We start from the raw sequence: 20,607 nt of genomic DNA on the forward strand, positions 1-20,607 counted from the left end.
GCGGCCCTGTCTCGCGTGACCGGCGACCTGCCCCGATTCGTGACGCTAGCACGCACCCCGCCGCGGAGTTCCCGGGTGGGGCTCCGGCGACGGGGTGCGGGGGCGGGGCGGGCGGGCGGTGATCAGCCCAGACGGGTCAGCTTGGCGCCGAACCCGGGCTCGGCGAGATCCTTCCGCAGGGCGACCGGGACCTTGACCGCGGCGGCCGTGCCGTCACCCACGGTGAGCGTGCCGACCCGGGTGCCGGCCTTCGCGGTGTGCGGCACCGGCCCGGCGGTGAAGGACAGCCGCACCTTCAGGCCCGCCCAGCCGGCCGCGGTGACGTCCTCGGTGACCACGACCGGGGTGTGGCCGCCGAGCCGGTCGTCCACATAACCGACCACGTCGCCCTTTTTCAGGACCTTCGTGGAGGTCAGGGCCTTCTCGGCGGCGAGCAGCGCGGTCTTGCTGACCGCGTTGGCGGTGCCGAGGATCGGTGCCTTGTTCTGGCCGAGGATGGCGCCGACGATCGTGACCGTCTGCCCGCCGGTCTTCTTGCGGGAGGCGAAGAGCAGGTTGCCGCCGGCCTTGGTGGTGCTGCCGGTCTTGATGCCGATCGCGCCGATGCGGTACGGCAGCTCGTTGTAGTTGGGCCAGTTGTGACCGGAGGGGTCCGTCCAGCTCGCCGCGCTGGTGATGGCGACCAGGGCCGGGATCCTGACGACCGCGCGGCCGAGCTTCACCTGGTCCTCGGCCGTGGAGACGGTGGTCTCCTTCAGGCCCGAGGGGTCGGTGTACGTCGTCCCGGTCATCCCCAGCTCCTTGGCGGCGGCGTTCATCTTCTTCACGAACGCCGCCTCCGAGCCCGCGTCCCAGCGCGCGAGGAGCCGCGCGATGTTGTTGGCGGAGGGGATCATGACGGCGGACAGGGCCTGCTTCTCGGTGAGGTACTGGCCGGCCTTGATCGTGTTCAGCGTGGACTCGCCGTCCTTGTCGTAGCCGCCCTCCTTCTCCGCCTTCGGGTCCACCTTGATCTTCGGACCCTCCTCGCCCGGCTTCAGCGGGTGGTCGCGGAGGACGATGTACGCGGTCATGGTCTTGGCGACCGAGCCGATGGCCACGGGCTTCTGCTCGCCGAAGTGGCCCATCGTGCCGATGCCGTCGCCGTCCACCCAGCCCTGGCCCTCGTCCGGCCAGGGCAGCCGGGTCGCACCGCCGTCGAACGTGTAGGTGTCCTCGGCGGTGAGCGTGAGGGCGGGCGCCGGCAGCGGGCGGAAGGCCTGCACGACCGCGAAGACGATCACCAGGAGCAGGACCAGCGGGGTCCAGATCTTGATCCGGCGCATGAGCGTGCGGACCGGGGTCTCCGGGGGCGGCGGCGTGTTCGTCAGCTCCGCCAGCAGATCCAGCGGGGGCTTGGGCGGCAGCGGCTGCTGGGTGGTGCGCTCCGGGCCGACCTGCGGGACGGCGGTGGTGGCGTCGGACGCGGAGGCCTGGCCGGCCGGGCGCATGTCGTCCCTCAGCGCGACGAACTTGCTGGTGCGCTCGGACTCGGACTCGGCGGGCTTGGCGGACTCGGCGGGCTTGGCGCTGTCGCCGACCTTGAGCATGGTCGTGGGCTGGTCGACGGCGGGCTTCTCGGGCTGTACGGCCTTGAAGACGGTGGTCGGCTGATCGACCCCGGCGGCACCGGGCTCGGGGGCAGTGCCGGCCTCTTTCTTCGCGGCGTCCGCGGCGTCCGAGACCTCCGCGGCCTCGGCACCGGCGCCGGACTTTGCGTCCGCGTCTATGCCGGCCTCGGCGGCCGGGGCCGCACCGGCTCCTGCCTCGGGCGCCGACTCGTCCTCCGCGCCGGCGCCGGCGCCGGACTCGGTGTCGTCGTCCTCGGCGTCCGTACGGTCCTCTGCGTCCGTACGGGCCTCGGCCCCGCGCTCGGCGTCCGGCTCGTCCTCGGTGTCGGAGGCGGCCTTCGCGCCGGTGCCGGTGTTCTCGTCGGAGGTGGCCTCCGTGTCGGCCTCGGTGCCGTCGTCGGTGTCGGTGTCGGTGTCGGTGTCGGCCTTGGCGTCGGCGCGGTCGTCGGACTCGGCTCTCGCCGCTTCCGTTTCCCCCTCGTCCGACGCTTCCTCCGCCGTTTCCTCCGCACCCGCCTTCGCGTCCGCCTCGTCGCCGTCCCCGGCCGCAGCCTCCTCCGGTACCGCATCGGTGCTCCCCGCACCGGCAGCGGACGCACCCTCAGACGCGGCCCCCGCGCGGGAGCCGGACGTCCCCGCGTCCGTCGGCTTCCCGGCGGACGGGCCGTCGGCGGCGGCGTCGGCCACCGCGTCGGAGGAGCCCCCGGCCTTCGCCCCGGACTTCCCCCCGGCCGAACCCCCGTCCCGCTCCTCCCCGTTGGAGGACTCCTCGGCAGCGCCCCCCGCCGCACCGGTCCGCTTTGCAGTCGCGTCGGTTCCCGGCTCGCGGATCCACGCCGAGACGGCCGCGCGCAGCTCCGTGTCCCCGTCGGCCGGGGTCTTGGACCGTGCCGTCAGGACCCGCGTCGCCGAGTCCGTGGCGCCGGCCGGCGCGTCCTCCTCGCGGGCCACCGTCAGCCGGGGATCACGTGCCTCGGGAACCGAACCCGCGCTCTCGGACGTCGGTTCCGCCGACGACTCGCGCTGCTTCGACCTGTCGGGGGACTCGCCCGCCACCGATGCCTCCTCCATGCGCCGCACGCTCGCGCGCGCCCTGTCCGAACCATGTACCAGTGTCCTGTGTGAGGGCCTGGCCCCTGCGGTAGACGAGAACGACATACCTGCCGGTTCCCTTACGAACCGGTCACGCACCCTCGACAGACCAATGTGAGAGGGGTCACCCTGTCATTCATCCACGCGGGGAGGCATGGATGGGCAGGAGCCGCAGAACACTTCCGGAGGAGCTTCTGCTGCTGGCACTGGACCCGGCCACGGGTACCACTGCGCAGCCGCAGTCGCTCGACCTCGGTCTGGCCGGTGCACAGCTAGTGGAGCTGGCGCTGGCCGGACGGATAGCCCCAGACGGGGATCGTATCGCCGTGGTGGTGCCACGGCCGACAGGAGATCCGACTCTGGACTGCGCGTTGGAGTTGCTGCGAAGGCGTGGCGCTCCGGTGCGTGCCGTCCACTGGATCGGAGGGCCCCGGCTGGGGCTCAGGCAGACGTACCTCTCGCATCTGGAGCGGTGCGGCATGGTCGCCGCCGTGCCCGGCCAGATGTGCGGGGTGCTGCCGACCACGCGGTACCAGGCGACCGACACCGCCATCAGCCGGGAGATCCGGTCCCGGCTGGATTCCGCGATCCGCACCGGCGTACCGCCGGACCCGCGGACCGCGGCGCTCGCCGCCCTGGCGCACGCCGTCGGGCTCGGCAAGCACCTGTATCCGGGGAACGAGGGACGCTCGTCCCGCTCCCGGCTGCGGGACCTGATCCGGCACGACCCCATGGGCGGGCTCGTCGCGCACGCCGTCATGGACGTGCAGAACGGCGCGGCCGCCCAGCCGCGCCGGGGCCCGGCCGCGCCCGCCCGGCAGGCCGCGCCCGGTGCCAGGGCCGCGGCAGAACCCGCACGCGGGGTTCCGATGCAGCCGCACCGCGGTTCCATGGCCCGTGCGGTGGCCCACTGAGCCCTCGGCACGGCCGTAGGCCCGGGACACCGTCCCGGTCCGCACAGACCCGTTCGGGAGCCGCTGGTCGCAGCGGGGCGGTGAGACCGCTGTCGTGGTCTCGCCGTCCCGCTCGACTGCGTCCACCTGTTCGAGGGGCGGCGCATATCCGCCGTTTCCCAGCGGGGGCGAGCACCTTGGTGGCAGTCTGCTCAGCAGCAGATACGGAAAGTGTTGAGTCACAGGCAGGCTGCCGGAGGTGCACGTCCCGTGGCGTCCAATGTCAATCCCACCGTAAGGCGGCGCCGGCTGGGCCAGGAGCTGCGCAGACTCCGCGAGCTCAAGGGCATGACGGCCGAGGAGGTGGCGGAGCGGCTGCTGGTGTCGCAGTCGAAGATCAGCAGGCTGGAGAACGGCCGCAGGAGCATCAGCCAGCGCGATGTGCGCGACCTGTGCGGGGTGTACGAGGTCGAGGACAAGCGGATCGTCGACTCGCTGATGGAGATGGCCCGGGACTCGCGTCAGCAGGGCTGGTGGCACACCTTCGGGGACATCCCGTACAGCGTGTACATCGGCCTGGAGACCGACGCGGAGTCGCTGCGGGTGTACGAACCGCAGATCGTCACCGGCCTGTTGCAGACCCGTCCCTACGCCGAGGCGCTGGTGCGCGGCGCGCTGCCCGAGACCTCGGCGGAGGAGATCGAGAAGCGCGTCGAGGTGCGGATGCGGCGGCAGGAGCGCATCACCACCGAACGCAACCCGCTGCGGCTGTGGGTGGTGCTGGACGAGGCCGCGCTGCACCGGGTGGTGGGCAGCCGGCTGGTGATGCGCGAACAGCTGGAGCACCTCATCGAGCTGTCCGAACTGCCGCACGTCACGGTGCAGGTGCTGCCGTTCGAGGTGGGCGCCCACCCGGGCATCAACGGCCAGTACGCGATCCTGGAGTTCGCCGACGCGGCCGACTCCAGCGTGGTGTACCTGGAGGGCGTCACCAGCGACCTGTACCTGGAGAAGGCGCAGGACGTGCAGAAGTACGCCGTGATGTACGAGCACCTGCGGGCGCAGTCGCACAATGTGGAGGTGTCCCGGCAGTTCATCGCCGAAGCGGCGAAAAGGTACGCCGACTGAGGTGAGGGGGCACGGGCGCGGGATCGTACACCGCCGGTCCGCTTCAGTGGAAGGCTCGCCTGGAACATGCCATCCGGTCGAGTGAACGGCTCCTCCGGCGGGGGGAGTTGACCGCTAGCGTCGATCATGCCGATCGGTCGACACGGTTGGCGCGAACCGGACCACCGCAACCGCAACAGGAGTGGACATGGCACTGATTCAGGGCGCTTCGGAGACGTGGATGAAGTCGTCGTACTCCGGGGGCAACGGCGCTTGCGTCGAGGTCAAGGCGCCGACCGCCGTCGAGCTGGCCGTCCGTGACTCCAAGGACACCGAGGGCCCGGTGCTGGCCTTCCCCGCCGACGCCTGGAACGCCTTCGTGGCCTCCGTCAAGGCGTAAGGATCCTTCCGGGTCCCGCCCGGCACGACAACCGCACAAGCAGCACCAAGAGCCCTCTCGACCAGTCGCCGTCCTTGCCGAGAGGGCTCGCCGCTTGTCCCGGCCGGCCGGTACGGGACGCGGACGCGGGCAGCCGGGTCAGTCCAGCTGGGACTCGATCGCGGCGACGACCTCGGCCGAGTCCGGCACGGTCTGCGGCGAGAACCGGGCGACGACCCGGCCGTCCCGGCCGATCAGGAACTTCTCGAAGTTCCAGCGGATGTCCCCGCTGTGCCCCTCGGCGTCGGCGAACCCGACGAGCCGCTCGTACAGCGGGTGCCGGCCCGGGCCGTTCACCTCCACCTTCTCGGTCAGCGGGAAGGTCACGCCGTAGGTCGCCGAGCAGAACTGCGCGATCTCCTCGGCGCTGCCCGGCTCCTGCCCGAGGAACTGGTTGCAGGGCACGCCCAGCACGGTGAAGCCACGCGCCCCGTACCGCTTCTGCAGCTCCTCCAGCGCCGAGTACTGCGGGGTCAGGCCGCACTTGGAGGCCACGTTCACGACGAGGACGGCCTTGCCCGCCAGCCGCGACAGCTCCGCGGAGCCGCCCTGGAGGGCACCGATCTCGACGTCCAGCGGGGAGCCGCTGTGCTCAGTAGTCGTCATGCCACCGGATGCTAGCCCCACGGCCCGCCGTCTCCTGCGTCCGGTCCGGCCCCTCGGCCAGAGGGTCCGCCGTTGCCTCACGCGTCCGGTCCGTCGGCCTCGGCCAGAGGGTCCGCCGTTGCCTCACGCGTCCGGTCCGTCGGCCTCGGCCAGGGAGTCCGCCGCTGCCTCACGCGCCGGTCCACCTGCTTCGGCCGGGAGGTCTGTCACCGCCTCACGCGTCCGGTCCGCCCGCCTCGACCAGGACGTCCCCCGCCGCCGTCCGCGCGTACAGCACCGCCCGCCCGGCCCGGCGCCGCTCCACCAGCCCGGCCTCCCGCAGCACCTTCAGATGGCGCCCGACGGAGCCGAGGCCCTGACCGGTCACGGCGGTCAGCTGGGTCGTGCTCAGGGGCGAGCGGAGCAGGACGAGCACTCCGGCCCGGGCCGGCCCCAGCAGGGCGCTCAGCCCCGCCGGCACCGTACGGCCGCCGTCGCCGGCCAGCACACCGTCGCACGGGTAGACCACGGCGTACCGCTCCCCGTCCGCCCAGGACACCCAGCCCTGCCGCTGCGGGGTCACCGGCACGAAAATCAGGTCGGCGCCGGAGATGTCGCGCGGCGGATACTCGTGCAGATTGACCTGGAACCGGTTCTCCCCGAGCCAGCGCGTCCCGCCCGGCCGCAGCCCGCCCAGCGCACTCGCCCAGCCGTCCCGGCCCAGCCGCGCGGTCCGCGCCAGCACATCCGCCTCCAGCACCCGCCGGCGCCGCTCCCAGGAGGGCCGTACGGTCTCCTCCCACACCCACTCCAGCAGCGCGGCCGCCCGCTCGGGCAGGTCGTCCCGGTCGAGCACGGCGGGCAGCGGCCCGGCGAGCGAGCGCCGCAGATGGGCCCGGGCGGCGCCGGGACCGACCGCGCGCACCCGGGCGACCTCCGCGGCGAAGTCCTCCCCGGGGCGCGGGGTGGGCGTCAGGAAGTCCGCGATCCATTCCCGGCCCAGCCCCGCCCGCACCAGCCGAGCCGTCACCGGGTCCGCCGCGAGCCGGTCCCGGTAGGCGGGCAGATGGGTGCCCAGCCAGGCGTGCTCCCCGGGATGCGCCCCCTGCCCGGAGTGCAGCAGTTTCAGGCACCCGAAGGTCTCGGCGAGGGGAGAGACGACGAACCGGCTCCGGGCAAGCGTGTCCGCGTCGAGCTGCCACCACCCCACGAGCCGCACCTCCCCCGGGACTCCTCGCCGTACGACCTTTCGCGCGCGGGCGAAACGATAACGGGCCCCCGGCGGCCCGGCCGAGACTCCGGGACCATGACCGGCTACCGCTCCCTGTTCCGTACCCCCGAGTTCACCCCGCTCTTCCTCGGCACGGCCGCGCAGACCGCCGCCCAGACCGTCGGCGACCTCGCCCTGGGCACACTGGTGTTCCGGGCGACGGGCTCCCCGCTGCTGTCGGCGCTGAGCATGTTCGGCCAGTCGCTCGTCCAGGTGCTGGGTGCCACCGTGCTGCTCTCCGGCGCCGACCGGTTGCCTCCGCGTACCGCCATGACGACGGTCGCCCTGGCCCTGGCGGCTGGTACGGCGGTCCAGGCGCTGCCCGGTCTCCCGGCCGGCGCGCTCCTCGCCGTGCTCCTGCCGCTCGGCCTCGTCGCCTCGCTCGGCGGCGGGGTCCGCTGGGGTCTGCTGAACGAGATCCTCACCAAGGACGGCTATCTGCCCGGGCGTTCACTGTTCAACATGGTGAACGGTGTGACGCAGGTCGCCGGGTTCGCCGCCGGAGGCGCCCTGCTGACCGTGCTCTCCCCGCGCGCCTGCCTGCTGCTGGCGGCGGCCCTGTACCTGACGGCGGCGCTCGTCCTGCGGCACGGCCTGACCGCCCGTCCGCCCCGCACGGCCGGCCGCCCCTCGGCGTCGGCGACCTGGCGCGTCAACGCCGTGCTGTGGTCGTCCCGGCCGCGCCGCCTGACGTACCTGGGCCTGTGGCTGCCGAACGGCATGGTCGTCGGCTGCGAGTCGCTGTACGTGTCGTACGCCCCGCACGCGGCCGGCACCCTGTTCGCATGCGGGGCGCTCGGCATGTTCGCCGGGGACGTGACGGTCGGCCGCCTCCTCCCCGCCCCAGTCCGCGCCCGCCTGGCCACCCCCCTGCTGCTCCTGCTGGCGACCCCGTTCCTGGTGTTCTGCGCCCACCCGCCGCTACCGGTGGCGGCTGCCTGCGTGACCGTGGCGTCGGCCGGCTACGGGGCGGGGCTGATCCAGCAGGAACGGCTGATGCGGCTGACCCCGGACACCATGGCGGGCCAGGCCCTGGGACTGCACTCGGCGGGCATGCTGACCCTCCAGGGCATCAGCGCCACGACAGCGGGCACCCTGGCCCAGCTCACCTCACCCGCTGCGGCGATGACGGCGATGGCGGGGGGCTCGGTCTGCGTCACCCTGGCACTGGCCGCGGCAGCGCGGCACACCGGAACAGGACAGCGGGGCAGCTCTCTTCCTGTCCTGCGGACCACCGACTCTCCCGGCGTGGTGGAGAGCACGCTCGAGCGGAACGGCCGCACCCGTGAATTGTGAGGGAAGACATGAGCGACCGGTGAGCCGGATGACAGAGGAGACCGACGACAAGTTGCCGGCGTATCGGCATCCCCTCCGGAGGCCCGTCACCTCGGTCTGACCGCCTGTCCCTCCGTGCTCCGCAGGACAACCGTGGCCTTGTGGACCGCGCCGCGCTGCTGCTGTCCGTCGTCGTTGATGTCGGCTATGGATGTCCCCTCACAAAGGCTGGGATCACTTGCGACGCTTGCGTGCCTTCACCTTGCGTTCGGCTTCCTTGCGCTTCGCGATGGTGTACGACGACCACTCGCCACGGTGCAGATCGCATCGCGACGCGCCGACCATCGCCAGCCGCCGGCAGCGAGTGCCCTTCTCCGTGAGCGCTCCACACCTGGACTGCGTACGAGCCACGTCTCCCACCCCGGTCCCGACCATCGTGCGGACCAGTGCAGGATTGCCGGGCACATGTCGTCTGTGGAAGGCGCACTGCTCCGCGCAGCGGTGCACGGCGGGTCAGGGAGGTTGCTCGGCGGCGCACGCTTTCTCGTCCGAACGACGGTGAACAGGGCTGAACGAGACGGAGACTGAGGCGGCCACACTCTTCACCGCAGTCTGGGAGACGGCCCGCGGCCAGTTGCCGGAGCCGCCGTCAGTCGTGGACCCAGGCTGCCTTGGGCCGCGCCGAGCGTAGGTCCGAGGCGGGCTCCTGTGCTTCGAGTGGCAAGGTCTCGTCTTCCCCGAAGTCGGGGGCCTGGAAGGGGCTGGTCGTTGTCGGAGGCGGCGATGCTGCGGCGGAGCAGCGGGGTTGCCCTTCCAGGGCGGAAAACAGCGACGTCAGATCGATGAGAGGACTCTCTTCCGGTACAGGTCCCTGAAGGGGCCTGGTGTGCCGTGACCGGGCACAGCGGTCCTACAGCCTGGTCATCTTGCCGTACGGGCTCAAGATCCGCATTTGCGCCGAGCCGAAATCTACGAGCGCCGCGATTCCGTCCTCGATGCCGATGACTCGGCCGAGGCCGTACATGTCGTGTGTGACCTGGTCGCCCACGGCGAAGTGCTTGGGAGCCGGTGTGACCGGAGCCTTGAAGGGGCTGGTAGGCAGATGACGCTTCGGCGCAGCAGGCTTTGTCATGACTCAGTATGCGCCTACGTGTAGCCCGTTTCGCTGTGGCCATCGGCACAGATCCGGACGGAAGCGACCGCTTCATGCCACTGACCTGCGGTTTCGAGACCTGGTGAGCTCGAAACTAAACCGTAGGTTCCCACTCACTGACCATGGTTGACCCCTGCAGTCAGCCACATGGCACCCAGTCACGCTATCGGCTCGTGTCGAGGCGGAGGAGAAGCGGCAGGACGCCGACTACGTCTTCGCCACCCGGACTCCGCGTCATCAGGCTGCACGATGCCCGGCACGGCCACCCCTTCTCACTGCGGCCGGAGTCGCGCCCCGCGTCGTGATGAAGATCCTGGATCACCGCCCTGGTCGTCAGTGACCGCCCGCGTTGATGTCAGAAGTGGATGTCAGAGGGGCCTCACATACGGAAATCCGTTGTGAGGCCCCTCTGACCTGGCGCCCCCGGCAGGATTCGAACCTGCGACACCCGCGTGTGTGCCGAATGTGTTCCGCAGGGATGCCTTCCTGGTAAGGCGTCAGTTGCTCATGCGGAGGGCTGGACGCGGTGCCTGTTCAGGCGGCGCGACGGGTCAGACCCAGGTATGACCCTGCAGTTCAGCTCCTGGTCCGATGCCCTGCAGGGGACGGCGAAGGCATCGTCGTCAGCATGACGAACCCGACGACGTCCATGGCCGCCCCGGTCACGACGATCGGCGCCCGACTGCGTGGCGCGCTGCCTGTGGAGCGGTGGGAGGCCACCGGCTTCCCCGGGCGCTGGGTGGGCGGCACGGCCATGGTGGTCGGCCCACTCCTGATGCTGACCGGCGCGTTGCTGCGGGCACGCTTCCACTTCTTCTTCCCTGACCAACTCGCCGCGTACGAGCGGCGCCCCTCCCTGATGGCCACCGCATACGGCCTCTTTGCCGCGGGCAGCCTGCTGCTCTGGCCCGCTGTGGCGGTGTTAGCCGCACGGATCGGGGCGCGGAGTGCCGGCTGGGGCCTGTGGGGCGGGGTCCTGGTGATGTTCGGGCTTTTCGCCCGCGCTTTCCACGCGGGGGTGGACCATCTGGCCTTTCAGCTGGTGCGTTCCCAAGGGGTCGGGCCCGCCACCGAAGCGGTCTCCGCCGGCTACGGTGCCTTCCACGTCTTCGCCACGCTGAACCTCGCCATTCTCACCGGGTGGATTGTCCTTGCCCTCGGCGCCTGGCGCACCCGGGTGCTCGGCCCGGCCCGCGCTGCCGCGCTCGGCCTCACCGCGGCACTGCCCCTCGGCGTGCTCAAGGGGACGACCCCTCTGTCGCTGGTGGCCCTGGCCGGACTGTGCGCCGCACTGGTGCCGCTGGGGCTGGCGCTGCTGTGCGCGGCACCCCGTCCCAGCCGGGCGGCGGTGCTGCGCTGGGTACCGCTGACCCTGGTGACGCTTGGGCTGATGGTGCTGCTGGGACAGGCCGGCTGAGTGCACACGTCCAAGTACGGTCGGGCCATGAAGCCCAAGCGGCAGCGCCATCTCTACGCCCTCGACCTCGGCGCGGCTCTGGCCCTGACCGCCGTGTACATCGGCTTCGCCCGGCTGACTGCCGACGACGGCCAGCCCGTCTACACAGGACCGTTCTGGCTCGGCTGTCTGATCGCAGCCATGGTCGGCCTGCCGGTCGCCGTACGCCGCCGATGGCCGCTCGCCGTCCTGGTGGCCGTACTGGCCGCCCTAGCCGTGGCATCGCTCCTCGACATCCCCCGTGAGCCATTTGCCGCCGCCGGGCTTGCGGCCTACCTCGTCGGACTGGCCGAGCCCATCCGCCGGTCCGTGCCCGCACTCGCGGTGTCGCTGCCGGTGGCGTGCGGTGCTGTCTACATCGGGGAAGCGGTGGTCACTCCCGCCGAGGACTGGCGGGGCGCCGTAGGGGTGGCCGGGCTCGTGTTCCTGGCGATCGGCGGGGCCTGGGGCGTCGGGTTCACCGTGCGCGGCCGCCGGGCCGAGGCCGCCCGTGAACAGCGGCGCCGGTCGGAGCGCGCACTGGACGAGGAACGTCTGCGGATCGCCCGCGAGCTGCACGACATCGTCTCGCACAACCTCAGCCTGATCGCCGTCAAGGCGGGCGTCGCCGGGCATGTGGCGGAGGCCGACCCGCGGGAGGCACGTGCTGCCCTCAAGGTTATCGAGGAGACGAGCCGTTCCGCGCTGGCCGAGATGCGGCGCACGCTCGGCGTGCTGCGCACTGAGGGCGCACCCCTGGGACCCGTACCGGATCTCGACCGACTCGACTTGCTTGCCGAGGAGGCACACCAGGCGGGGGTGGACGTCGATCTGACTGTGCACGCCGTGGAGGGCCTGGCCGAGGGGACACAGTTGACCATCTACCGGATCGTCCAGGAGGCCATCACCAACGTGGTCCGGCACGCAGCACCGACCGACTGCCAGGTGACAGTCGAGGCGGACGCGCGAGAGGTCCGCATCGACATCATGGACGAGGGGCCACCGTCCGCACTCAGACAGGCGGTCCACGGACTTCCAGGCGGGCATGGCCTTCTGGGGATGCGGGAGCGCGCGATGATGTACGGCGGCAGCTTCGAGGCGGGCCCCCGGCCGGAGGGTGGCTTCGCGGTGTCCGTCCGCCTGCCGGCCGAAGGGAACCAATGACCACGACCGACGTGACCCCCGTCCGGGTACTGATCGCCGACGACCAGGCGATGGTGCGCGGCAGCTTCCGGGTCCTCGTCGATCACACTCCTGGTATGACGGCCGTGGGCGAGGCCGTGAACGGAGCGGAAGCCGTCGAACTCGCCCGCCGCGAACGGCCGGACGTCGTGCTGATGGACATACGTATGCCGGACCTCGACGGCATCGAGGCGACCCGGCAGATCTGCTCCGACCCGGCCCTGCCCGGCGTCCGTGTCCTCATCCTCACCACCTTCGACCTGGACGAGTACGTCTACGCCGCCCTACGCGCGGGCGCCGCGGGCTTCCTGCTCAAGGACACCCCGCCGCCCGAGGTCCTCACCGCCATCGGCGTCGTCGCCTCGGGCGAGGCGCTGCTCGCTCCCTCGGTGACCCGCCGCCTGATCGCGGAGTTCGCCCGCCGTCCGGAGCCTGCGCGGCCGCCCAGCCGCTCGCTGGACGGGATCACCGACCGGGAGTTGGAGGTGCTCGGCTTGATCGCGCGGGGTTTGTCCAACCCAGAAATCGCAGAACATCTCCACCTGAGCCTGGCCACGGTCAAGACCCATATCGGACGCTTGCTCACCAAGCTGCGTGCGCGTGACCGTGCCCAGCTCGTAATCGTCGCCTACGAGACCGGGCTGGTGGGCGACCGCCGACGTGGAGCGTGAGGAGGCACGGGACAGACGGCTCTCATCACAGCCCCGAGACGGTCGGTCGATCATGTTGTCGTACGTGCGGCAGGTCGGCGCGTCCTGCAGGAGAGTCGCGTCACAGCTGCCCACCGACGCGCACCTCATGTGTGCTGCAAGCCTCAGAGGCCCTGCCGCCAACTGGGACGGCAGGGCCTCTGACCAGGTGTTTCTCTGTGCCCCCGGCAGGATTCGAACCTGCGACACCCGCTTTAGGAGAGCGGTGCTCTATCCCCTGAGCTACGAAGGCGGGGTGGTGATCGACCGGTGTGGGTCTGGTCGCCGTCGTCAGTGTAGCGGGTGGTGTGCTCGGTGTACCGGGGGTGCGGCCGGGCGGGGGCGGGGCGCCGTGGGTGTGTGGAAGCGTGGGCATCAGGTGGGCGTGGCGGAGGCCGCCCTGCGGGAGGCCCGGGGCGCCGGCCGGCCGCTGCCGGCGGCGCTGGTCGAGGTGGAGTTGCTCACCGTCGCGGCCGTGCGGGACCGCGGCCCCGAGGTGCTGCGCGGCTCGGCCCGTCCTTCGCCGGTGGCCGCTCTCCGGGTTGAAGAGGCCCGGTACGGGAGTCAGGTCGTGGGGACCTGGGTGAAGCGGGACGCGCGGTGGAGGTCCCGCTGGATGTCGTCGGCCGTCGCGCGTAGCGCGGGGAGGAGGTGCCGGACGCAGTCCTCCAGGGTGCGGCGGGCCGCGTGGGTGGCCACGTTCACGGCGGCGACCGCGCGGCCCGTCCGGTCCCGGACCGGTACGGCGACCGACCGCAGGCCCGACTCCAGTTCCTCGTCGGCCAGGGCGTATCCCTGAGCCCTGATCCCGGCCAGTTTCGGGGACAGGGCATCGTCGGTGTCCGCCAGGAGGACGCGGCCCAGGGAGGTCGCGGCGGCCGGCAGGCGCGCGCCCACCGGTATGCGCACGGTCAGGACACGGCTCGTGGCCGCGCCCGCCGTGTACTGGATCTCCGTACCGTCGGCTGTCAGCACCGCCAGCGCCGTCGGCTCGTGCACCCGCTCCGCCAGCGCCCGCAGGTGCGGTTCGGCCAGGCGGGGGAGCGAGGTCCGGGTCAGGGGCGGGAAGCCGAGATCCAGGACGCGCGGGGTGAGGGCGTAGGCGCGGTCCTCGTGGGCGGCGGTGGTCACCAGGCCCAGGTGCTCGTGGGTGAGCAGGGCCCGGCGGGCGGTCGCCCGGGACAGGCCGGTCGCCCGGGCCACGTCCGTCAGGGACAGCGCCGAGCGGCCCGCGCCGAACGCCGTCAGCACCGTCAGGCCCCGGGCCAGCGACTCCACGAAGTCCCGGCCCAGTTCCTGCTTGGACGCCGTCGTCCAGGTCGCGAGTCCGGCGGGCGCGGGCCCCGGCTCGGGCGGGGGCGCGGTGCGCAGGTCGGCCTCCATCGCCGCCACCGCCTTACGCAGCCGGGGCAGGAGGGTGGTGGGCAGGTCCGCCGCAGGGTGCCGGCTGGTGTGGCTGACCACGCTCGCCACGCATGCCACGCGGCCGGTACGGGGGTCGTGCACCGGGGCGGAGACCGCGACCAGGCCCGGCTCGATCAGCTGGTCGTCCAGGGCCCAGCCGTCCCGGCGGGCCGCCCGCACCCGGTCCGCGAAGGCCGCGTCGACGGTCGCGTCGACGGCCGCGTCCATGGCTTCGGTGGTGTCATGTGACATGGCGGGTTCCGGGCGCGGGGGTACGGCCGGGAACGCCGTGTCACGGGGGTCCCCGGTCCGGCGGGTCCGCCAGTGGGCCCAGTCGCGTTCCGTCCACTCGGTGGCGAACAGCGCGCCGGGCGCGGTCCGTTCGGCCGGAAGCAGGTCGCCGATGCGGAAGCTGACGGACAGCGCGCGGCGGCGGGTGGCCTGGTGGATGAAGCGGATGCCGTCGCGGTCGGCGACCGCCAGCGACACCGACTCGTCCAGTTCGTCGGCGAGGGCGTCGGCGCGGGCGCCGAGCAGGGCGGGCAGGCGCAGGGCGGCCAGGTAGGCGTTGCCCAGGTCCATGACACCGGGGGTGAGGACGACGTCCCGGCCGTCCAGGCGTACGTAGTCCATGCGGGCCAGGGTCGCGGTGATCCGGTCCACCGTGGAGCGGGCGAGGCCGGTGGCCCGTTCCAGCGCGCTCGGGCTCAGCGTGCCGCCCGCCCCGGACAGCCGGCGCAGCACCCCCACCCCGCGCACCAGCGGCCCGACCGCCTCCGCCGGCTCCCCGGCCCCGGCGCGTGCGTCGGCATCCACTGCGGTCATCGCGGGCATCGTCTCTCCGGTACGGCGTCGGGGCACGCCTACGGTAAACCCCGTGGGGGAGCGGGCGACGGGGCCGGCGGTCCCGTACGGGTCGGTGCGGGGGCCGTGCGCCGCCCGCGCGCCCCACCCCCCTCACGACTCGTCCGCCACGTGCGTCACCGCCCCGCCCCTCACGACTCGTCCGCCACCTGCGTCACCGCCCCGCCCCTCAAGACTCGTCCGCCACCTGCATCACCCCTCCGCCCCGGCTCACCCGGACCCGGTAGTTGCCCTCCGCGTCGGTCGAGAGCACCCGCACGCTGATCCCGTGCCGTGGGTCCTTGAAGGTCTCGCCCGGGACGAAGGGGGCGTCGGAGAGTTCGGCGTGGACGTTGGGGCTGCGGGTGCAGCCGCCGCTGCCGCGGTGGCTGTCGAAGACGGTGACCGGACCGCGGCCGGTGTCCACCGCCGCGTCGATCCGGTAGACGAGGACGCCGGGGCGGCACACCGCCTCGTCGTTGCCGCCCTGGGCGCGGACCTCCAGCGCGTAGGTGGTGCGCGCGGTGACCGGGATGAGGACCAGCTTGCCGCCGCCCTGCTGGTACAGGGGGGAGAGGGTGAACTCGGCGCTGCCCCCTCCCGCCGCGCAGCCGACCTGGCCGCCGTCCAGCCAGCCCAGCTTCCACTTGTGCCAGCCGAGCAGGTCGTTGTTGGCCCCCCAGTCCTCGCTCATGATGTCCCAGTGCCCGACCGCGCCCCCGCCGTCCTGCGTGTACAGGTCGGGCAGGCCGAAGGTGTGGCCGTTCTCGTGCGGCAGCACCCGGTAGCCGGTGCGGTCGTAGGAGCCGGAGCCGTCGTCCTGGCGGGAGTAGACGAAGGAGGCGTTGGAGATGCGCACGCCGTCGGCGACCGGGGCGTCGTCGTTGCCGGCGAAGGTCACGGACAGCACGGTGTCCAGGGCGGAGGGGCCGGCGTTCGGGGTGACGAGCACGTTCAGCAGGTCGTAGTCGCGGAAGTCCACCTTCGGGTCGGCGGCGGCCACGAGGTCCTGCACCAGACTGCGGTAGCCGGGGTCGAAGGGCGCGCCGCGCTCTATGCCGTACTCCTGGAAGGGCTTCGGCATGCGCAGCCAGCCGGCGACGGGTGTTTCGGGGCGGTAGTCGAGACGGCCGTACGACGAGGTGTGGAACCAGTCCTGGGTGCGCGGGAAGAACTCGTGGAAGCGGTCCATGGCGTCGCCCTCGCCGACCGCGTCGGAGAAGTCGACCATCAGGGTCAGGGCGTGGACCGTGCCGGTGGAGCGGGAGTAGCCGGGCGGGGTGGGCAGGCCCTCGGTCATCTGCACGTCCAGACCGCCACGGATCATGCAGGGGACCAGCGCGGAGGAGCGGGCCGGGCCGGCGGGCCCGGAGGCGGTGGGCGCCGTCAGGTGTCCGGTCCCGGCCGAGGTGCCGACCGCGAGGGTCAGTGCGGTCACCAGGGTCAGGGCGGCCACCCGGCGCGGGCGTATGCGGCGGCGGGGCTGCGGCTGCATGCAGGGACCTTTCGCGCCACGGCAGCCGCCGGTCTCCGGCTGCACCCTTGCGCTCACCCTGGGGCGGCGGGGCGGCGGGCGCGCGCTGGAGGAGACCGGTGGTGGGAAACCGGGTCCGCGGACGGGTGAAACCGGGCGGTCGGTGATTGTGTCCCAGGTCACAGCATTTCTCCCGGCGAGCGGGAAATAACCGGGGATGCTTTCCCCGTTTAGCCCTGTGTCCGAGCGAAACGGGGAGCCGGTCCCCGGTTCGCCCCTCGATCCAAGGAGTACTCCGTGACCGCCGCCACCGCCCCCGCCGAGCGCAAGGTGACCCGGCCGCGCGCCGACGCCCTGCGCAACCGGGAGCGGATCGTCGCCGCCGCCCGGGAGATGCTCGTCGAAGACGGCCCGGACGTGCCGATCGACGAGATCGCCCGCCGGGCCGGCGTCGGCAACGCCACGGTGTACCGCAACTTCCCCGACCGGGACGCCCTCGTCCGCGAGGTCGTCTGCTCCGTCATGAACCGCACGGCCGAGGTGGCCGAGCAGGCTCTCGCGGAGGGCGGGGACGCCTTCGCCGCCCTGGAGCACTTCGTGCACGCCGCCGCCGACGAGCGGATCGGTGCGCTGTGCCCCATGGTGTCCGGCACGTTCGACCAGCACCATCCCGACCTGGAGGCCTCCCGTGAGCGCGTCGAGCGGCTCATCGAGGAGGTCATGGGCCGGGCCAAGGCGGCGGGGCAGCTCAGGCCGGACGTCGGCGTGGGCGATCTGACCGTCGCCGTGGGCCAGTTGAGCCGGCCCCCGGCCGGCACGGACTGCCCGCGCGGTGACCGCTTCGTCCACCGCCTGCTGCAGTTGTTCCTCGACGGCCTGCGGGCGCCCGCCCGCTCCGCCCTGCCGGGCGAGGCCATCAGCATCAGGGAGTTGCGCGCCTCCTGACCGATCAGTTCAGCTCCCGCGCCCGGTCCACCGACAGTACGGCGGTTCGAACGATCGTTTCCTTTCTGTTCACCGTTCCGCCTTGTTCCGTTTTCTCGTCATTTTTCATGCTGTAGACGTCACCAAGCCGTCCGTCACCTCGCCGTCCGTCACCAGCCCTGAGTGCCGAAGCTCCGAGGCTCTGAAGTCCTGAAGTGGGTATCTCCATGTCCGAAACAGCCCGCAAGGCTGCCGGCGTCGCCGCCCCGAGCGGTGACGCCAACCGCTGGAAGGCGCTCGTCTTCATCGCGCTCGCCCAGCTGATGGTCGTCCTCGACGCCACCATCGTGAACATCGCCCTGCCCGCCGCCCAGGAGGACCTGGGGATATCCGACGGCAACAAGCAGTGGGTGATCACCGCCTACGCGCTCGCCTTCGGCGGTCTGCTGCTGTTCGGCGGCCGGGTCGCCGACCTGTGGGGCCGCAAGCGCACCTTCGTGCTGGGCCTGGCCGGCTTCGCCGCCGCCTCCGCGCTCGGCGGTGCCGCCACCACCGGCCCGCTGATGTTCGGCGCCCGCGCCCTCCAGGGCGTGTTCGGCGCGCTGCTCGCCCCGGCCGCGCTGTCCCTGCTCGCCGTGATGTTCACGGACGCCCGGGAGCGCGCCAAGGCGTTCGGCATCTACGGCGCCATCGCGGGCGGCGGCGGTGCCGTCGGCCTGATCCTCGGCGGCTTCCTCACCGAGTACCTGAACTGGCGCTGGACCTTCTTCGTGAACGTCCCGTTCGCCGTGGTCGCCGCGGCCGGCGCCTACTTCGTCATCCGCGAGCCGGAGGGCGGCCGCAACCGCAACCCGCTCGACATCCCGGGCGTCCTGCTGTCCACCCTCGGCCTGGTCGCGCTCGTCTACGGCTTCACCCGCGCCGAGTCCGACGGCTGGAGCGACACCGTGACCGTGACGATGTTCGTCGCGTCCGTCGTGCTGCTGCTCGCGTTCGTGCTGGTCGAGGCCAAGGTCAAGGCCCCGTTGCTGCCGCTGCGCGTGGTGACCGACCGCAACCGCGGCGGCATCTACCTCTCGCTGGGCCTCGCGATCATCGGCATGTTCGGCCTGTTCCTCTTCCTGACCTACTACCTGCAGATCGTGAAGGGCTACTCGCCGGTCAAGACCGGTTTCGCCTTCCTGCCGATGGTGGTCGGCATGATCACCGGTTCCACCCAGATCGGCACCCGGCTGATGACCCGGCTGCCGGCCCGGCTGCTGATGGGCCCCGGCTTCCTGGTGGCCGGCGTCGGCATGCTGCTGCTGACCCAGCTGGAGATCGACTCCTCGTACCCGGCGCTGCTGCTGCCCGCCATGCTGCTGCTCGGCCTCGGCATGGGCACGGCGTTCATGCCGGCGATGTCCCTGGCCACCCAGGGCGTCCAGCCCCGGGACGCCGGTGTCGCCTCCGCGATGGTCAACACCTCGCAGCAGGTGGGCGGCGCGATCGGCACCGCCCTGCTGAACACCATCGCCTCCTCGGCGACCACCTCGTACGTCAAGGACCACATCGCCACCGCCACCGGCAAGCCGCAGCAGCAACTGGTGGGGCTCCAGGGCATGGTGCACGGCTACACCGCGGCGATCTGGGTCGCCGTCGGCATCCTGGCGCTCGCCTCGCTGATCGCCTTCACCTTCGTCAACGCCGGCCGTCCGAACATGACGGCCGTGATGACGGGCGAGGGTGCCGAGGACGAGGTGCCGGTGCCGGTGGTGGCCCACTGACCGCCGCTGCGGTGAGCCGCCCGGCGGTCTAACGGAGCCAGGGCAGGTCCGCACCCGCTTCCTCGGGCTGGAGGCCCTCGGCGACGATCTCCATGATCTCGCCGAGGGCCTTCTGCTGTTCCGGGCTCAGCCGGTCGAACAGCGCCTGGCGGACGGCGCTCACATGGCCGGGAGCGGTGCGCCGCAGCACCTCGAAGCCTTCGTCGGTGAGCACGGCGAACTGGCCGCGCTTGTCGGCGGGGCAGTCCTCCCGGCGGACCCAGCCGTTCTTCTCCAGCCGGGCCACGGCGTGCGAGAGCCGGGAGCGGGTGATCTTCGCCTGCATCGCCAGCTCGGTCATCCGCAGCCGGCGGCGCGGTGCCTCGGCGAGGCCTACGAGCAGGCCGTAGTAGACGTGCGGCATGCCCGCGTCGCGCTGGAGCTGCCGGTCCAGGTGGTCCTCGAGGAGCATGGTGGCGTGCAGGTAGGCGCGCCAGACGTACTGTTCCTCGGCGGTCAGCCAGCGGGGTGCCGCGGCGGAGTCCGGTGCCTTGTTCATGTGTCCCACTCTACGAGGCGTCTTCTTGAAAGTTGAACAAGCGACGGGTAGGGTTCCGGGCTGAAACTTGAGAATTCAAGCAAGGTCTTACCCCGGGAGCCGCCGCGCATGTCCGCCACCGCCCAGCAGCGCATGCCCGCCCTGTACCTCAGCCACGGCGCCCCGCCGCTCGCCGACGACCCGGTCTGGCCCGGCCAGCTCGCCGCCTGGTCCGCCGCCCTGCCCCGCCCGCGCGCCGTCCTCATGGTCTCCGCGCACTGGGAGGAGGCCCCGCTCGCCCTCGGCGCGGTCGAGACCGTCCCGCTGGTGTACGACTTCTGGGGCTTCCCCGAGCACTACTACCGGGTCCGCTACGCCGCCCCGGGCGCCCCCGCGCTCGCCGACGCCGTCCGCAAGCTGCTGCGCGCCCCCGGGCTCCCCGTGCAGGACATTCCCGACCGGGGCCTCGACCACGGCGCCTACGTCCCGCTCGTCGAGATGTACCCGGACGCCGATATCCCCGTCCTGCAGATCTCCCTGCCCACCCTCGACCCGGTCCGCCTGATGGACCTCGGCCGCCGGCTCGCCCCGCTGCGCGACGAGGGGGTGCTGATCGTCGGCTCCGGCTTCTTCACCCACAACCTCGCCGCCCTGCGCCACACCGGACCGGGCGTGCCGAGCTGGTCGGCGGAGTTCGACGACTGGGGCAGGCGGGCGCTGGAGGCCCGCGACTGGGACGCCCTGCTGGACTTCCTGGACAAGGCCCCGGCCGGCCGCTACGCCCATCCGCGCACCGAGCACTTCGCCCCGCTCTTCGTCGCCATGGGCGCGGCGGAGTCCGGCGGCGGGCCGGACGCGCCGGAGTCGGTGATCGACGGTTTCTGGATGGGAATGGCGAAGCGGTCCGTGCAGTTCGGATGAGAAGCGGTCCGGACCGGACGCGCCCCGC

General features: G+C 72.1%; 17 protein-coding genes and 1 tRNA gene. 10 read left to right on the top strand and 8 right to left on the bottom strand.

The window, feature by feature from the left end:
• Nucleotides 1-122 precede the first annotated feature (122 nt).
• A complete protein-coding gene (locus tag AB0E62_RS07830) occupies nucleotides 123-2,681 on the bottom strand; it encodes a D-alanyl-D-alanine carboxypeptidase (protein ID WP_362189661.1) in 2,559 nt (852 codons plus the stop codon).
• Between the two features lie 179 nt (nucleotides 2,682-2,860).
• On the opposite strand from AB0E62_RS07830, the gene AB0E62_RS07835 reads away from it, so the two are divergent.
• The 3 genes from AB0E62_RS07835 (at nucleotide 2,861) to AB0E62_RS07845 (ending at nucleotide 5,102) form a co-directional block, all read left to right on the top strand.
• Nucleotides 2,861-3,616 carry a GPP34 family phosphoprotein gene (locus AB0E62_RS07835; RefSeq protein ID WP_362189664.1) on the top strand — a complete coding sequence of 252 codons (756 nt, stop codon included), beginning with the start codon at nucleotides 2,861-2,863 and terminating at the stop codon, nucleotides 3,614-3,616.
• A gap of 249 nt (nucleotides 3,617-3,865) precedes the next feature.
• Nucleotides 3,866-4,723, top strand: coding sequence for a helix-turn-helix transcriptional regulator (locus AB0E62_RS07840; protein ID WP_362189666.1), 858 nt, complete (start codon nucleotides 3,866-3,868; stop codon nucleotides 4,721-4,723).
• A 187-nt stretch (nucleotides 4,724-4,910) separates the two neighbouring features.
• Entirely contained in the window at nucleotides 4,911-5,102 is a 192-nt protein-coding gene (locus tag AB0E62_RS07845; RefSeq protein WP_362189668.1) for a DUF397 domain-containing protein, read from the top strand.
• 138 nt (nucleotides 5,103-5,240) lie between these two features.
• Here AB0E62_RS07845 and AB0E62_RS07850 read toward each other — a convergent pair whose 3' ends face one another.
• Together AB0E62_RS07850 and AB0E62_RS07855 are read right to left on the bottom strand one after the other, a co-directional pair.
• Complete coding sequence (locus tag AB0E62_RS07850) at nucleotides 5,241-5,747, bottom strand: glutathione peroxidase (protein ID WP_362189671.1); 507 nt, start codon at nucleotides 5,745-5,747, stop codon at nucleotides 5,241-5,243.
• 214 nt (nucleotides 5,748-5,961) lie between these two features.
• Nucleotides 5,962-6,936, bottom strand: coding sequence for an ArsR family transcriptional regulator (locus AB0E62_RS07855; RefSeq protein WP_362190129.1), 975 nt, complete (start codon nucleotides 6,934-6,936; stop codon nucleotides 5,962-5,964).
• A 96-nt stretch (nucleotides 6,937-7,032) separates the two neighbouring features.
• On the opposite strand from AB0E62_RS07855, the gene AB0E62_RS07860 reads away from it, so the two are divergent.
• Nucleotides 7,033-8,292 (top strand): MFS transporter, encoded by a 1,260-nt coding sequence (locus AB0E62_RS07860; protein WP_362189673.1) that lies wholly within the window; start codon nucleotides 7,033-7,035, stop codon nucleotides 8,290-8,292.
• 889 nt (nucleotides 8,293-9,181) lie between these two features.
• Here AB0E62_RS07860 and AB0E62_RS07865 read toward each other — a convergent pair.
• Complete coding sequence (locus AB0E62_RS07865) at nucleotides 9,182-9,403, bottom strand: hypothetical protein (RefSeq protein ID WP_030615846.1); 222 nt, start codon at nucleotides 9,401-9,403, stop codon at nucleotides 9,182-9,184.
• Nucleotides 9,404-10,052: 649 nt separating this feature from the next.
• On the opposite strand from AB0E62_RS07865, the gene AB0E62_RS07870 reads away from it, so the two are divergent.
• The 3 genes from AB0E62_RS07870 to AB0E62_RS07880 are packed head-to-tail and all read left to right on the top strand — an operon-like array spanning nucleotide 10,053 to nucleotide 12,712.
• On the top strand, nucleotides 10,053-10,841 hold the full coding sequence (locus AB0E62_RS07870) for a hypothetical protein (RefSeq protein ID WP_362189676.1): 789 nt from the start codon (nucleotides 10,053-10,055) through the stop codon (nucleotides 10,839-10,841).
• Nucleotides 10,842-10,868: 27 nt separating this feature from the next.
• The gene (locus AB0E62_RS07875) at nucleotides 10,869-12,023 is read left to right on the top strand and encodes a sensor histidine kinase (protein WP_362189679.1); all 1,155 of its coding nucleotides are present in this window, start codon (nucleotides 10,869-10,871) and stop codon (nucleotides 12,021-12,023) included.
• Nucleotides 12,020-12,712 carry a response regulator transcription factor gene (locus AB0E62_RS07880; RefSeq protein ID WP_362189682.1) on the top strand — a complete coding sequence of 231 codons (693 nt, stop codon included), beginning with the start codon at nucleotides 12,020-12,022 and terminating at the stop codon, nucleotides 12,710-12,712. Before AB0E62_RS07875 ends, AB0E62_RS07880 begins: the two co-directional genes overlap by 4 nt.
• A gap of 198 nt (nucleotides 12,713-12,910) precedes the next feature.
• On the opposite strand, the gene AB0E62_RS07885 is transcribed toward AB0E62_RS07880, so the two are convergent.
• The 3 genes from AB0E62_RS07885 to AB0E62_RS07895 all read right to left on the bottom strand — a co-directional run bounded on the left by AB0E62_RS07885 (nucleotide 12,911) and on the right by AB0E62_RS07895 (nucleotide 16,472).
• Nucleotides 12,911-12,983: transfer RNA gene (locus AB0E62_RS07885), tRNA-Arg, on the bottom strand.
• A gap of 311 nt (nucleotides 12,984-13,294) precedes the next feature.
• Nucleotides 13,295-14,968, bottom strand: coding sequence for an IclR family transcriptional regulator C-terminal domain-containing protein (locus AB0E62_RS07890; RefSeq protein WP_362189685.1), 1,674 nt, complete (start codon nucleotides 14,966-14,968; stop codon nucleotides 13,295-13,297).
• 199 nt (nucleotides 14,969-15,167) lie between these two features.
• Nucleotides 15,168-16,472: a M6 family metalloprotease domain-containing protein gene (locus AB0E62_RS07895; protein WP_362189687.1), complete on the bottom strand. Its 1,305-nt coding sequence runs from the start codon at nucleotides 16,470-16,472 to the stop codon at nucleotides 15,168-15,170.
• A gap of 276 nt (nucleotides 16,473-16,748) precedes the next feature.
• Between AB0E62_RS07895 and AB0E62_RS07900 the strand changes: the two genes are divergently transcribed.
• Complete coding sequence (locus AB0E62_RS07900; RefSeq protein ID WP_362189689.1) at nucleotides 16,749-17,396, top strand: TetR/AcrR family transcriptional regulator; 648 nt, start codon at nucleotides 16,749-16,751, stop codon at nucleotides 17,394-17,396.
• A 206-nt stretch (nucleotides 17,397-17,602) separates the two neighbouring features.
• Nucleotides 17,603-19,141 (top strand): MFS transporter, encoded by a 1,539-nt coding sequence (locus AB0E62_RS07905; protein ID WP_362189692.1) that lies wholly within the window; start codon nucleotides 17,603-17,605, stop codon nucleotides 19,139-19,141.
• A 28-nt stretch (nucleotides 19,142-19,169) separates the two neighbouring features.
• Here the strand turns inward: AB0E62_RS07905 and AB0E62_RS07910 are convergent, their stop codons facing one another.
• Nucleotides 19,170-19,679: a MarR family transcriptional regulator gene (locus tag AB0E62_RS07910; RefSeq protein WP_362189695.1), complete on the bottom strand. Its 510-nt coding sequence runs from the start codon at nucleotides 19,677-19,679 to the stop codon at nucleotides 19,170-19,172.
• 108 nt (nucleotides 19,680-19,787) lie between these two features.
• Between AB0E62_RS07910 and AB0E62_RS07915 the strand changes: the two genes are divergently transcribed.
• Nucleotides 19,788-20,579: a class III extradiol ring-cleavage dioxygenase gene (locus AB0E62_RS07915; RefSeq protein ID WP_362189698.1), complete on the top strand. Its 792-nt coding sequence runs from the start codon at nucleotides 19,788-19,790 to the stop codon at nucleotides 20,577-20,579.
• Nucleotides 20,580-20,607 lie beyond the last annotated feature (28 nt).

It is taken from the genome of Streptomyces sp. NPDC038707 (assembly GCF_040636485.1).
In the GTDB taxonomy this organism is placed as follows: domain Bacteria; phylum Actinomycetota; class Actinomycetes; order Streptomycetales; family Streptomycetaceae; genus Streptomyces.

Excerpts from the sequence above, each read along its gene's own strand:
- AB0E62_RS07895 (WP_362189687.1), bottom strand. The coding sequence starts at position 16,472 with ATGCAGCCGCAGCCCCGCCGCCGCATACGCCCGCGCCGGGTGGCCGCC.
- AB0E62_RS07850 (WP_362189671.1), bottom strand. The coding sequence starts at position 5,747 with ATGACGACTACTGAGCACAGCGGCTCCCCGCTGGACGTCGAGATCGGT.
- AB0E62_RS07880 (WP_362189682.1), top strand. The coding sequence starts at position 12,020 with ATGACCACGACCGACGTGACCCCCGTCCGGGTACTGATCGCCGACGAC.
- AB0E62_RS07875 (WP_362189679.1), top strand. The coding sequence starts at position 10,869 with ATGAAGCCCAAGCGGCAGCGCCATCTCTACGCCCTCGACCTCGGCGCG.
- AB0E62_RS07830 (WP_362189661.1), bottom strand. The coding sequence starts at position 2,681 with ATGGAGGAGGCATCGGTGGCGGGCGAGTCCCCCGACAGGTCGAAGCAG.
- AB0E62_RS07835 (WP_362189664.1), top strand. The coding sequence starts at position 2,861 with ATGGGCAGGAGCCGCAGAACACTTCCGGAGGAGCTTCTGCTGCTGGCA.
- AB0E62_RS07845 (WP_362189668.1), top strand. The coding sequence starts at position 4,911 with ATGGCACTGATTCAGGGCGCTTCGGAGACGTGGATGAAGTCGTCGTAC.
- AB0E62_RS07860 (WP_362189673.1), top strand. The coding sequence starts at position 7,033 with ATGACCGGCTACCGCTCCCTGTTCCGTACCCCCGAGTTCACCCCGCTC.
- AB0E62_RS07910 (WP_362189695.1), bottom strand. The coding sequence starts at position 19,679 with ATGAACAAGGCACCGGACTCCGCCGCGGCACCCCGCTGGCTGACCGCC.
- AB0E62_RS07865 (WP_030615846.1), bottom strand. The coding sequence starts at position 9,403 with ATGACAAAGCCTGCTGCGCCGAAGCGTCATCTGCCTACCAGCCCCTTC.
- AB0E62_RS07905 (WP_362189692.1), top strand. The coding sequence starts at position 17,603 with ATGTCCGAAACAGCCCGCAAGGCTGCCGGCGTCGCCGCCCCGAGCGGT.
- AB0E62_RS07890 (WP_362189685.1), bottom strand. The coding sequence starts at position 14,968 with ATGCCCGCGATGACCGCAGTGGATGCCGACGCACGCGCCGGGGCCGGG.
- AB0E62_RS07915 (WP_362189698.1), top strand. The coding sequence starts at position 19,788 with ATGTCCGCCACCGCCCAGCAGCGCATGCCCGCCCTGTACCTCAGCCAC.
- AB0E62_RS07870 (WP_362189676.1), top strand. The coding sequence starts at position 10,053 with ATGACGAACCCGACGACGTCCATGGCCGCCCCGGTCACGACGATCGGC.